Source organism: Paenibacillus sp. A3 (genome assembly GCF_001399685.1).
Classification (GTDB): domain Bacteria; phylum Bacillota; class Bacilli; order Paenibacillales; family NBRC-103111; genus Paenibacillus_G.
In genome coordinates this window covers 1-12,460 of record NZ_JTHN01000230.1, presented here as the reverse complement: position 1 = coordinate 12,460, position 12,460 = coordinate 1, and the positions used below count along the sequence as shown (strand labels likewise).

Here is a 12,460-nt window from a genome sequence, read left to right as displayed (position 1 = left end):
GCGGCGGGAACAAGCCGCAGGCCAGCCGACCCGGCGGCGGGCTGGAGGATTACCGGCAGCAAGCCTTGTATGACCGCGATTCCCGCAATAACGAAGACGGGTCGCTTGGGGTCAAGCAGCGTTGGATAGACGAGCAGCAGAGCCGGCAAGGGATAGAATACAGCGGACGAAAGCAGCTCGACATGACGAACCGGCACTCGGCGAGTACGATGGCATTCTCGCCGCAGATCGCGGAACGGGTGAAAGGCGTCTCCGGCGTCCGTGAGGCCCAAGTGCTGCTAACGGAAGTGAACGGCTATGTTGCGGTCGTTCTGGACGGCCATAGTCCGGAAGCCGAGGCGTCGCCGGACATGCTGGGATATCAGGTAACGTCGAAAGGCGGAGTCGGGATATTCGGAGGCACCGATAAAGGGCCGAACCGGTATTCGTGGACGGAAAACGGGGGCTTGTCGACAGGAAAGGCCGATGAAATTCGCAAGCTGGTCTTGTCGATGGCGCCTACCAACATTCAGCAAGTATACGTATCGGCTAACCCGAATTTCGTGCAGCGCGTCCGCTTTTATGCGAAGGAAGAGAAGGAGCGCGGCACCATGACGAATTATATGAACGAGTTCAATACTTTGATCCTGCATGTATTTCCGGACGATGCCAACACCCGCAAATAACGATGTCGCCGTATACAAAAATCCGGCCGGTCGCAACGCTTGATAAGGTTGCGTACCCGGCCGGATTTTTATGTTGATAAAAGCGCGCAGTCGGAGAGCCCGGTTAATTGGCCTTCATCGGCATTTCGAATTTATATCCGACGCCCCATACGGTTTTGATATATTTGGGCTCTTTAGGGTCCGTCTCGATTTTTTTGCGGAGATTCGTAATATGTACGTCGACCGAGCGTTCGGTCACAAAAGAATCGATGCCGCGAATTTTGTTCAACAGCTCTTCTCTTGAGAAGACTTTGCCGGGATGAAGCCAGAAATTTTTCATGATTTCAAATTCCGAATACGTCGTTTCCACCGCTTGCCCGTGCAAGTAGATGCCCCGCTTTTCCAAATCGAGGACGATGTCCTTCGTTTCCATAGGCACAGGGTCCTCTGCTGCGGGTCTGGCCGTTTGGGTTAAGGCGGAGCGGCGCAGGAGCGCACTCGTCCGCGCAGCCAGCTCTCGCATGCTGAACGGCTTGCATAAATAATCGTCCGCGCCGATCATCAGCGCATTGACGCGTTCGGATACCTCGCTTTTGGCGGAAACGATCATGATCGGCACGTTGGAGACGGTGCGAAAGTGCTTGCACAGCTCGATGCCGTTCGTATCCGGAAGCATCAAATCAAGAATGACGACATCCGGCTCATGCTGGCTGAACAATTCTTTGCCCTGCTTGCCGTCGGCTGCACAAAACACGGTATAATTTTCTTCGCTCAAGTAAATGGATATCATATCCGCAATACTTTGATCATCCTCAACCAGCAATACTTTAGACATGATGTGCCACCTCGACGAAATGAAGTATTAGATAAATGTTAAGAAACTTAATAAAAATCAAATATGCGGCTGCTACTTTTTTAAAGAATGTCCTTCATAATCGAAATTATAGAAAGCCTTAAGAGCGGAGAACCAACACGGGAACGGACTGCCGTTCGTTTGCGCGAACAAAGCCAAGGAGGTCTACCAATGCTGATTCATGCACAGTTGGAACATCGAATTCGCAGCTGCATCGACGAGTTGAACGCTTTGGTAACCAGCCAAGGCTGTTTGTTGACCGATCCGGAAGTCGTACATAAAAGCATGGAGCTGGACGAGCTCGTCTTGCTTGCTATGCGTCCGCCGCAGCCGGTCGGATTAAAAGCCGTATAAAAATTCGGCAGGAGGCCATACCAAAGAAGTCATGACTTCTTTGGAAGGATGTGCCTCTCCCGTGAGCAGCGCTTACAAAGTTCGTGCTTGCTGCAGCGCTTCGAGCTGCAACTACGCCCCCCAACGAGATATCATCCGGACGGTCAACGATGAGTCGTCCTTTTCGCGTGCGTTATTTATGAACGGTTTGAACGAGCTGGACATGAAAATCAAATGCCCGCAGTGCGGGCACCGTATGTTCTATTACCCGGTCACCTGGATGGCCGAGCCTGTCCACCACGATTAACGCTTCTTCCATTGTAGCATGGGAGGGCATGACAAGAAACGGGGTCATTTGACCCACGTTTCCCCCCACTTTTGAACCGCATTCATGACCGGTTCCAGTGCTTTTCCCTTATCTGTTAATTCGTACTCGATCCGGACCGGCGTCTCGGGATAGACGTGCCGGCTGATTAATCCGGCGGCTTCCAGCTCTTTGAAGCGTTCGGCAAGCATGCGGTCGCTCATTCCGGGAATCATCTCGGAGATATCTTTAAAGCGGCACGGACCTCCCAATAATGCCCGGATAATCAGACCGGTCCAGCGCTTGCCTAAAATTTCAAAGGCGGCTTCGAATTTGGGACATAAATGATGCGGATGATCTGCCATCGTTTTCACCTCTTCTTAATCTACATTTTAGCATAAGTTACTTGACAAAAGTAAGTTTTTTGTTTCGTTTTTGCCGGTTTTGGCAGTAGGAAGTTCCGGCCGCTCCGTTCGCCCCAGGCGTGGCGGGGCTTTTCTTGGTTCTGAACGAAATTTGTCGTTTTTCGTCGCAGAATAGAGTTGAAAAATCGAATAAAGTAAAGTATAACAGCGATAGGACTTTCATGAAAATCATACCATCATTGAGGAGGAACCTTCCATGTACGGTGCACCGTTATCGACGAACGCGAAAAAAATGATGCTGCTGGGAGCAGGCGAGTTGGGCAAGGAGGTCATTCTTGAAGCCCAGCGTCTTGGCGTGGAAACGATCGCGGTCGACCGTTACGCGAATGCGCCCGCTATGCAGGTAGCGCACCGATCCTATGTCATCAACATGCTGGACGGCGAGGAGCTGCGCCGAATCATTGAGAAAGAACGTCCTGATCTTATCGTGCCCGAGATTGAAGCGATTGCGACGCCTACCTTGGTGGAGCTGGAAAGCGAAGGCTACCGCGTCGTGCCTACGGCAACCGCCGCGAGGCTGACGATGGACCGGGAAGGCATCCGCAGGCTGGCCGCGGAGACGCTTGGCTTGCCGACAGCGAGGTATGCGTTCGCCGATAGCTTGGAGGAGCTTCAGGAGGCTGTTGCGACGATCGGAACGCCGTGCGTCATTAAGCCGATTATGAGCTCCTCGGGCAAAGGGCAGAGCGTCTGCCGCACGCCGGAAGACGCAGAAGCTAGCTGGAACTATGCCATGGAAGGCGGCCGGGCCAAAAAGACCCGCGTCATCGTGGAAGAGTTCATCCGATTCGATTCGGAAATTACGCTGCTTACAGTCCGATCCGTCTCCGGAACGACGTATTGCGCGCCCATCGGCCATATTCAAAAGGATGGCGATTATATCGAATCCTGGCAGCCGCATGCGATGAGCGACGCTCAGATCGCAGAGGCCCAGCGGGTGGCGGGAGCGATCACCGAAGCGCTTGGCGGCGCCGGTATTTACGGGGTGGAGTTGTTCCTTGCGCCGGACAAGGTGTACTTCAGCGAGGTAAGTCCCCGCCCGCACGATACGGGAATGGTGACGATGGCTTCGCAGGATTTGTCCGAGTTTGCTTTGCACGTACGGGCGATCCTCGGGTTCCCGATCCCGGGTGTGCGGATGCTAACACCGGCGGCTTCCTACACGCTGAAGGCGGACCGGGAAACGTCGGATTTTCGCATCGGTGGTCTTGAACAGGCGCTGGCGATCCCGAATTCCCAGGTTCGCGTGTTCGGCAAGCCGGAGACGAAGCCGGGCCGGCGCATGGCTGTCGCTTTGAGCTCGGCAGAGACGGTGGAAGCCGCCCGCCAGCAGGCCAAGGAAGCCGCTTCGCACCTGCGGATCGAGTATGGGACGGACAAGGCTTGAGGCCGCGAAACCGCGGCATCCGGATGTCCGTATAACATCCATACGGTTCATAGAGTTCGATAACTGAACAGCGGCCGTTCCGGAAGGCACACGCTTGAGCATAGACGTATGCCACGGTCTCCGAATCGGGGACACAAGGGAGGACGAAGCGCTTGAGCAACAGTTGCCTGCTCGCCGGATTTCTGCAGTCCATCATTATTGACAACGAGTACAAGCCCCGCCTAAAAGGAGAGATCGTTCATGAATGCACATGAAGTTGATTACCGGATTATCGGTTCGGAAATGCAGTTTGTCGAGGTCGAGCTGGACCCGGGAGAAACTGTTTTTGCCGAAGCCGGATCGATGATGATGATGGACCAGAACATACAGATGGAAACGATTTTCGGCGACGGCAGCGAGCAGAACAAAGGCTTCGTCGGAAAGCTGTTCGGCGCGGGCAAGCGGCTGCTTTCGGGCGAGAGCTTGTTCATGACCGCGTTCACGAACCGTGGCGCGGGCAAGGAATGCGTCAGCTTTGCTTCCCCTTATCCCGGCCGCATTTTGCCGATGGATCTGATGGAGCTGAACGGCAAGCTGATCTGCCAAAAGGATTCGTTTCTGTGCGCGGCGAAGGGCGTTTCCGTCGGCATCGAGTTTCAGCGCAAGCTGGGCGCCGGATTTTTCGGCGGTGAAGGCTTCATCATGCAGAAGATTGAAGGCGACGGTCTGGCGTTCGTTCACGCGGGCGGGGCGATTCATGAGCGAGTGCTGGGCCCGGGCGAAATGATCCGCGTGGATACCGGATGTCTGGTCGGGATGACGCAGGATGTGGATTACGACATCGAGTTCGTCAAAGGCGTCAAGACGGCGATCTTCGGCGGCGAAGGGCTGTTCTTCGCTACGCTGCGGGGACCGGGCCGGGTATGGATTCAGTCGCTGCCGTTCAGCCGGTTAGCGGATCGGGTGATGAGCGCGGCACGGACGGGCGGACGCAAGGAGGAAGGCAGCATTTTGGGCGGCCTCGGGAATCTGCTTGACGGCGACCGTTAAAAAACGATATGATTGATAATACGATTATTTTTTGCCGCTCACAATATCGTTGAAAGAGGTGCTGTAGATGGCGTACCAACCACAAGTCATCGATGCCAAAATCGTCAGTCACAATCCGAAAAACGGATTGTTCGAAATCGTAGCACAATTGAAGGATCGGACGGTTTGCCGTCTTATTTACGAACGAGACACGGCAGGCAACGTCACGCCAACCCATATTAACCGGCTGCTGAAAGAGCCTTGCCCGATTTGCCGCAAAGACTTTTTGTGCAACTGCATGTCCAAGTTCAAAGAAAATATTTCGTCTCAAGCGCTTGACTTGGCGGGTACTCCGCAAGCTTAAACCGGCGGAACGTTCGAACGACCCGTGGACCTTTTGTTCACGGGTTTTTAGGTTCGGTACGGGCAAGCACCCTCGCGGTGCTTTTTTCTTTTCCCCGGTTGTATGGTAAAATGAAGAAATCAATGTAAATGGAGGGCGGGAGCTGCCATGCGCATCGGAGTCGTATCCGATACTCATATGTACAGCCGGGCCAGAACGCTGCCGGAGCCGCTTGTTCAAGGCTTGCAGGGGGTCGATCTGATTCTGCACGCGGGAGATTGGGTGGATGAGACCGTATGCGATCTGTTTGAGGCACTGGCCCCGGTTGACGGGATTGCCGGCAACAACGACGGCATGGACATCGTTAGACGCTTCGGCCGCCGCAAGCTCCTTGAGCTTGGCGGGTACCGCATCGGGATGGTGCACGGACACGGCGGTCGTTCTACGACCGATACGGCTTACGAATCGTTCCGCGACGCGGAAGGGAAGGGGACGGCGGACATCGTGCTGTTCGGCCACTCGCATATCCCTTACAAGGAAGAACGCGGAGGCATGCTGCTGTTCAACCCAGGATCGCCGACCGATAAGCGCCGGCAGCCCCGGTATTCCTACGGTATCCTTCAACTCGGAGACCGGGTAGAGGCCGACCATTATTTTTTTGACAAAACCAATTGATTCAGGAGACGGAGGAAGCGACATGGCACAGTGGAAAGAAATTACAACGAATGAAGAATGGGAACAGCTTTTGGCGGCGACAACGGAACAACCGATCGTTGTGCTCAAGCATAGCACGGCATGTCCGGTCAGCTTCAATGCGCTGCAGGAATATGAGGCTTATCTAGGAAAAACGCCGAACACGGATGTCGAGTATGTGTTGGTCAAGGTCATCGAATCTCGTCCGGTGTCCAACCAAATTGCCGAAGATACGGGCGTAAAGCACGCTTCGCCGCAAATTTTATATATCAAGAACAAAGAAACGGTCTGGAACACGTCGCATTGGGCGATCACCGAAGAACACATGACCGCGGTATTGAACTAGGGCCGGCAAGCTAAGGCTAAGGAAAGGGGAACGACCGCAATGGGAGTGACGCCGTTTGCGTTTTTTTCCGGCGCGTTGTTTGCGCGCAAGCTATGCTACGTCTATCTTCCCCCGAGCTATAACGAGTCTGAGGACACCCGCTACCCGGTTGTTTATTTGCTTCACGGGCTATACGGGAACGAAACGAGCTGGAACGTGAAAGGAAACGCCGAGCAAACGATCGAACAGCTCATGGCTTCCGGAGACCTCCGCGAGAGCATCGTAGTGATGGTCAGCGACGGCGGTTACGGCCACGGCACGTTTTACGTCAACTGGTTTGACGGCTCGGGACGCTTCGAGGATTATTTCCTGTACGATCTTATTCCTGCGATCGACCGCGAGTTCCGCACGGTTGCAGCTCCTTCCCATAGAGCTCTCTGCGGCCTGTCCATGGGCGGGTACGGCTCGTTTGTGCTGGCATTGCGCAATCCACACCTCTTCGGGGCGGCTGCCAGTATCGCGGGCGCGCTCATGTCGGTCAGCCTCATGAACGAAGCGTTCCTTCGTACGGATGTGTGCCGGATGATCGGACCCGTACACGGTCCTTATGCGCAAGAGCTGGATTTGCACGTGCTGGCTGCACGTAGGGTGAAGGAAGAAGTCCGGCCCGCGCTTCATTTCAACTGCGGCACAGCGGACTCGTTGTTCCCGCTTAACTCCGCTTATCAGGCGCTGTTGGAGCAGATCGGCTACCCGCATGAGTATATGGAATTCGAAGGAGATCACAATTGGGAGTATTTCGGAGGGCACCTGCCTGAAGCGCTCCGGTTCATCGAGCGTTGTTTCGCCGGATCGGCGCCGAAGCACAGCCCTGCGGTTTGACAACCAGCACTGAATAGCCCGCCGTCTTCCGTGATGAAATGCATCATTCATCGCTGGAGACAGGCGGGCTTTTGTATGCCCGGGCGTTAATTCATTCCGGCAACCGCGGCACCCTCATGGAGCGTGCCCGGCCCTTTTTTACGCAAGTGCACGGTAAACGTCGTTCCTCTCCCCGGATCGGAACGGCACTCCACGCTTCCTCCGTAATGCTGCAAATAATTTTGCACGATATGCAGACCGAGGCCGGAATTCGTGACGTCGGATTTGGTGGAGAAGCCTTTCTCGAATATGTTTAACCGGTCCTCTTCCTTGACATAGGAGCCGGAATTAAATACGGAAACCGTATACCGGTCTTCGGATTCTTCGATCGTCAGGCGGACGGTGCGGAGCAAATCGTCGGTCGGAATGGCCTCCACGGCATTCTTCAGCAGATTGTGCATAATGCTGGAGAAATAACTGATCGGCAGGGTCAGCTCTTCAAACGTGCAGTCAAGCTTCCCGGCCACCTGCAGATCGATTTTCTCCGAGATGCAGATAAGCGACAGGTTGCTCAGAACGACGCCCAGCACCGGAAATTCAACCGATCCGATGACCGATTGCTGCACGATCTCTTTGCACCAAACGGAGATATACTCTTTTGCCATATCGAACTTGTTCATCATCAGCAGAGCATGAACGGTTTGCACATTGTTGATCAGTTCATGCTGCGCTTTGCGTATATTCAGCATGGTTGCTTCCGCCGACTGCACCCAGCGTTCCTTCTCGTCAAGCTGCAGACGGATGTTTTTCTCCCACTCCTCCATGAGCTGCAGCTTGTAATCTTTGTATTCCAGATGGTCGTACAGCTTGGAATTCTCGATCAGCATCGCGACCTCAGCGGCAAGCAGCTTGAGCGTGTCGAGACGCGCTTCTTTAAATACATGGCTGGCGAGGCTGTTCTCCAAGTAAAGCGCGCCGATCAGCTTGCTCTGCTTAAGAATAGGCACACACAGAATCGATTTGGGCCGCTGCGCCATAATGTAGGCGTCCCGTGCGAAAATGTCCGAGACTGCCGCATCGTGCAAAAGCACCGTTTCGCCGGTCCGGGCGGCATACTGTATTACTGTGACGGCCGCGCTGCGGCAATCGTCCAAAGAGGCCGAATGCAGCGACTCGAACGGGGTGCGAAGCGCTTTTTCCGCTTCGACGAATAGCCGGCCGTTCCGTTCGAGCACGAGCAGCCCTTTGTCCGCGCCGGCATTTTCCAACACGATCGTCATGACGCTTTCAAGCATGTGCTGGAATACGGCTTCGTTCGAGATCGCTTGAGACGCCTTCATCATGCAGGAGAGGTCGATTGTCGATTCGCCGGCCAGCGCCCTGCTGAGCAGGGACGGATAGCGGTCGTCCAGATCGGATACCTTCCGGGTGGCGCCCCACTTCGCATATAAGCTTCGGGCTTCCATTAAATAGGAGCGGGCCACCTTGAGTTTTCCGGCCTGCATATAGTACTTTGCGGCACATTCTCCGGCCATCGCTTCGAGCGGCACGAAGCCGTTTTTCGAGGCATGATGAATGGCCAGGTCGTATTTATCTACAGCCCGCGCCGAGTCATCGGAAATCCGATGCCATTCGGCTTCGACAAGCAATTTCATCGCGAGAAAATTATCCGGCGAGAAGGCCGACCACCGCTCCAGAAACCGGATGCTTTTGCGGATACGGGCTTTGTAAGCTTTCCGCTCCTTGGCCGGCGCCTTGGCGTACAAACCGGCAAGCGCCAAAGCATAATGAAAGTGATGCAGGTGCACGTGTGGCAGACCGAAAACCGACTTGATGCCGGCTTCCGCGGTCTCGCAAATCGCCTTGGCTTCGTCCGGGCGGTCCAGCAGTAAATACGTTTGGGCTTGAAGCACGTAATACGTATGGGCGATAGCCTGATTGGTCAAAGCTTTCATTTGCTTTGCTTCGTCTGCGTTCATGAAGGGCTCGCCGCCTTTTGTGCCGGCCGGGGCAGGCAGGATATCTTCCTTCAAAAACATCATATAGCGCTGAAGCACGGTATAAATCCAAATCGTATCCCGGTCTTTTGCTTTATGTACGAACGTATGGTATTGGTCCGTTTCCTTCAGCACTTCCGCCAATGGATCGCCTTTAAGCAGCCGCATAAAAAAGCTGAACGCGATCGAATAGCCTGCGTATATGAAATCCCCCGATTCTATACCGAATTGATAAGCCTTGTGCAAATATCGGACACTTGTTTCGATATGCTCCTTTGCGTTGCTCGTAAAGGAACCGTAAGCAAAATAAACTTTGCATTTCATGGACAAATCGTTAAACGAATCGCTGAGCTTCGCTCCAAGCCGGCCATATTCCATGCCGGTTTTCAGTCGTCCGAGCAGCGAGCTTACAATGATCCCGTACGTCGAGCAGGCGAGAGCCGAGCCTTCCGAATGCCCGTGAACGAGCGAGTAGTTGAACATTTGCAGCATAAGATAAACGTATAATTCCGAATTTAAAAAATAGGCCGGGGGCGTCAAATTCACCATGAGCCGCATGACCGCTTTATGGTTCGGGTCCGTCATGACCGGCAGATCGAGCAGCTCATGGGGATGCCGGGTTCCTACGAGCAGATGCGTCTTCACCAACGCCCGCCCGATGCCCAGCTTGCCGGGATTCGGCCGGATCGAAAGATCGAACAGCTTCAATCCTTCCAAGCCGATTCGTAACGCTTCTTCATGCTCGCCCATATTGGTGAACAGCACCATCATCAGGTTGCAGGCTTCCGCTTTTTCCAGCTTCGTCCGCGCATGCTTCAGCACCGTCTTAAACGAACGCTTCGCTTCTTCAAACTGACCGCACAAGTACTCCAGCTCGGCTTGATCCAGCTGCAGGGAAAAGGTCAGTTCGTATTGGCGCACCCAACAGTCTTCCTCCAGCAATGCGATGCCTTGGGCCGCATAGCGCAGCGCGATGTCATAAGCGGAATTGGTCTTCGCTTTCCGGCATGCCGCCGCATTCAGGCGGGCCAATTGATCTTTTTCCTCGGGGAGCGTCATAAGCGCCGAGCCGAGATTGAGCTGATTCGTCATTTCGAACAGCCGCTCTTCCTGCGCATCCCCTTGATAATGCTTTTGCAGCAGCCTTCCGATATGCAGATGAATCTCTTTTTTCCGGTCTTTCGGAACAAGCGAATAGACCGCCTGATAGACCCGGTCGTGCATGAATTTGAAGGAGAGCTTTTCCGGCGGGACTTGACGTGCTAGACCGGCCTGCAGCAGAAGTCCGTCGGTAACCGCTTCTTGCAGCAAAGGGCCGATCGTGTCCGGAGGCCGCTCCAGCACGTGGGTCAACGTATCGGTATCAAAATGGTGTCCGACGCAGGCGGCATGCATCAATACTTGCTGCAGAGGCCCGGAGAGACGGCGGATTTTGTTGATCATAAAATCCACTACGTTGTCGGTAATATGCAGTTCGCCGATTTTGTCGGGGTCCCATTCCCAGCAATCGGCGTCATAGTTGAAGCGCAGCAGCTGGTGATCGTACAGCGTCCGGAAAAACTGCTTGGTAAAGAACGGATTGCCTTTCGTCTTATCCATAATCAGGCCCGCCAATTCATTTACAGGTTGGCGGATCGGCCGTAGCGAATCGTTCAGCATGCGTTCGATGTGCTCTTCCTGAAGCGGTTCGAGCCGGATTCGCATCCGGTTCGGCATATTGCTTCGCTCCATCTTGTCCAAGAACGCTTGCATCGGGGGAGGTTCGTTATATTCCCGGTCCCGGTAGGCTCCTACGAACAGTCCGTACTGAAGCTCCGAGTCCAACACCAGGTCCTCGATGATCTGGACGGAAGACGGGTCGGCCCATTGCAGATCGTCCAAGAAGATTACCAGAGGCTGCTCTTGGGACATAACGACGGACAGAAATTTTTGCAAAGTTAAAATAAACCGGTTATGCGTTTCGACAGGCGGAAGCTTGGACAGCGGCGGCTGCTTGCCTAAAATCAGCTCAACATCGGGATTCATCTCTACCAGGATCTGTCCGTTAGGTACGACGGCCTCCAGAATCCGCTGCTTCAGCCCCTGGAACCGTTCCTCGGGAAGCGCGAGCAAATGCTGTAGCAGCTGCCGTCCCGCTTGCTGAACGGCATGGTACGGCGTATCGCGCTTGAATTGGTCGAACTTGCCGGTAACAAACAAGCCGCCGCGGCTCTGCACCGACTTTTGAAATTCATCGATTAAATACGACTTTCCGATCCCGGACAAGCCGGAGACGAGCACGATTTCGAGGTTGCCGAGCAGTGCCCGCCGGTAAGCGTCCTGAAGCTGCTGCAGCTCCGCTTCACGGCCGTAGATCGCATCAGAGATGCGGAACTGATCCGACATTTCTGCGGCACCAACGGCGGACTCGTCGATGTAGCCTTCCGTCTGAAGCTGCTTCAAGCAGCTTTCCAAATCCCGCTGCAGCGCAAATGCGCTCTGATACCGGTCTTCAGGATGCTTGGCCAGACACTTCATGACAATACCGCAAACGGGCTGCGGCACCTCATACGACCGCGCGCCGGGCGGGATGGGCTGCTTCGCCATATGCTGATGCACCAGCTCGCAGGCATCCTCGCTGTCGAACGGATAGACACCGGTCAGCATCCGGTAGAACAAAACGCCCAGCGCATACACATCCGTCCGGGTATCCGTTCGGCGGTTCATACGGCCGGTCTGTTCCGGCGCTGCATAGAGCAGCCGTTCCGCTTCGTAACGAGGCGGTTCCTCGACGGCGTCCGGTATTGCAGTCGTCGGCGTTACGCTATATAAATCGGTAAGTTTCATCCTTTTTCTATCGGATTCGACAAAAAATGCAGACGCCGAAAGAGCCAGGTGGGCGAATTTCAAGTGGTGCAGCTTTCGGATCAGTTCCGACGCCGCAATGGCCCACTGCAAAAAAAGGCCGAGCTCCATAGGCTGCGGAGTTAACAGGGAAGAAAGAGGGTACCCGTCCGCATGCTCCATGACCAGCGCGGAAGCGCCGCCGACCGAGATCATCGCGCGCGGAACGAGGATGTCGTCCAATGGAATGGTTTTGCCGATATTATATTCTTGCTGCAGCCAGTCGGGTTGCGAAGGCTGGGAATATTCGTCTTTTACTATTTTAACGAGCCTTGTCTCGCCGGAAGGAAGCTCTTCGCCGCGGTAAAGAATCGTGAAGCCGTTTTCGCCGATCGGCTCAAGCGACTTTTCATTTACGTTCCAAGCCAATGGAATGCCCTCCGATAAACTGCTTTGTTTCATTT

Annotated in this window: 12 protein-coding genes; 9 read left to right on the top strand and 3 right to left on the bottom strand. The window is 54.5% G+C overall.

The features are described from left to right. Positions 1 to 665: YhcN/YlaJ family sporulation lipoprotein (locus QJ48_RS37760; RefSeq protein ID WP_054976992.1), on the top strand; the 665-nt coding region annotated here is incomplete at its 5' end. Between the two features lie 103 nt (positions 666 to 768). Here the strand turns inward: QJ48_RS37760 and QJ48_RS29770 are convergent. Continuing rightward, a complete protein-coding gene (locus QJ48_RS29770; RefSeq protein ID WP_054976991.1) occupies positions 769 to 1,479 on the bottom strand; it encodes a response regulator transcription factor in 711 nt (236 codons plus the stop codon). A 189-nt stretch (positions 1,480 to 1,668) separates the two neighbouring features. On the opposite strand from QJ48_RS29770, the gene QJ48_RS29765 reads away from it, so the two are divergent. Together QJ48_RS29765 and QJ48_RS29760 are read left to right on the top strand one after the other, a co-directional pair. Beyond that, positions 1,669 to 1,851 (top strand): aspartyl-phosphate phosphatase Spo0E family protein, encoded by a 183-nt coding sequence (locus QJ48_RS29765; protein WP_054976990.1) that lies wholly within the window; start codon positions 1,669 to 1,671, stop codon positions 1,849 to 1,851. A gap of 61 nt (positions 1,852 to 1,912) precedes the next feature. After that, a complete protein-coding gene (locus QJ48_RS29760; RefSeq protein WP_063858197.1) occupies positions 1,913 to 2,137 on the top strand; it encodes a hypothetical protein in 225 nt (74 codons plus the stop codon). A 44-nt stretch (positions 2,138 to 2,181) separates the two neighbouring features. Here QJ48_RS29760 and QJ48_RS29755 read toward each other — a convergent pair whose 3' ends face one another. Then, complete coding sequence (locus QJ48_RS29755; protein WP_010494072.1) at positions 2,182 to 2,499, bottom strand: helix-turn-helix domain-containing protein; 318 nt, start codon at positions 2,497 to 2,499, stop codon at positions 2,182 to 2,184. A 256-nt stretch (positions 2,500 to 2,755) separates the two neighbouring features. On the opposite strand from QJ48_RS29755, the gene purT reads away from it, so the two are divergent. The 6 genes from purT to QJ48_RS29725 all read left to right on the top strand — a co-directional run bounded on the left by purT (position 2,756) and on the right by QJ48_RS29725 (position 7,197). Beyond that, positions 2,756 to 3,946 (top strand): formate-dependent phosphoribosylglycinamide formyltransferase, encoded by a 1,191-nt coding sequence (gene purT / locus QJ48_RS29750; RefSeq protein WP_054976988.1) that lies wholly within the window; start codon positions 2,756 to 2,758, stop codon positions 3,944 to 3,946. Between the two features lie 240 nt (positions 3,947 to 4,186). Continuing rightward, positions 4,187 to 4,975 (top strand): TIGR00266 family protein, encoded by a 789-nt coding sequence (locus tag QJ48_RS29745; protein WP_054976987.1) that lies wholly within the window; start codon positions 4,187 to 4,189, stop codon positions 4,973 to 4,975. Positions 4,976 to 5,042: 67 nt separating this feature from the next. Beyond that, the gene (locus QJ48_RS29740) at positions 5,043 to 5,318 is read left to right on the top strand and encodes a hypothetical protein (protein WP_054976986.1); all 276 of its coding nucleotides are present in this window, start codon (positions 5,043 to 5,045) and stop codon (positions 5,316 to 5,318) included. 147 nt (positions 5,319 to 5,465) lie between these two features. Next, complete coding sequence (locus QJ48_RS29735; protein WP_054976985.1) at positions 5,466 to 5,972, top strand: metallophosphoesterase family protein; 507 nt, start codon at positions 5,466 to 5,468, stop codon at positions 5,970 to 5,972. A 22-nt stretch (positions 5,973 to 5,994) separates the two neighbouring features. Next, positions 5,995 to 6,336: a bacillithiol system redox-active protein YtxJ gene (gene ytxJ, locus QJ48_RS29730; RefSeq protein ID WP_054976984.1), complete on the top strand. Its 342-nt coding sequence runs from the start codon at positions 5,995 to 5,997 to the stop codon at positions 6,334 to 6,336. 39 nt (positions 6,337 to 6,375) lie between these two features. Next, positions 6,376 to 7,197 carry an esterase family protein gene (locus tag QJ48_RS29725; protein WP_054976983.1) on the top strand — a complete coding sequence of 274 codons (822 nt, stop codon included), beginning with the start codon at positions 6,376 to 6,378 and terminating at the stop codon, positions 7,195 to 7,197. Positions 7,198 to 7,283: 86 nt separating this feature from the next. Here the strand turns inward: QJ48_RS29725 and QJ48_RS29720 are convergent, their stop codons facing one another. Next, positions 7,284 to 12,425 carry an AAA family ATPase gene (locus QJ48_RS29720; RefSeq protein ID WP_063858196.1) on the bottom strand — a complete coding sequence of 1,714 codons (5,142 nt, stop codon included), beginning with the start codon at positions 12,423 to 12,425 and terminating at the stop codon, positions 7,284 to 7,286. Between the last annotated feature and the right edge of the window lie 35 nt (positions 12,426 to 12,460).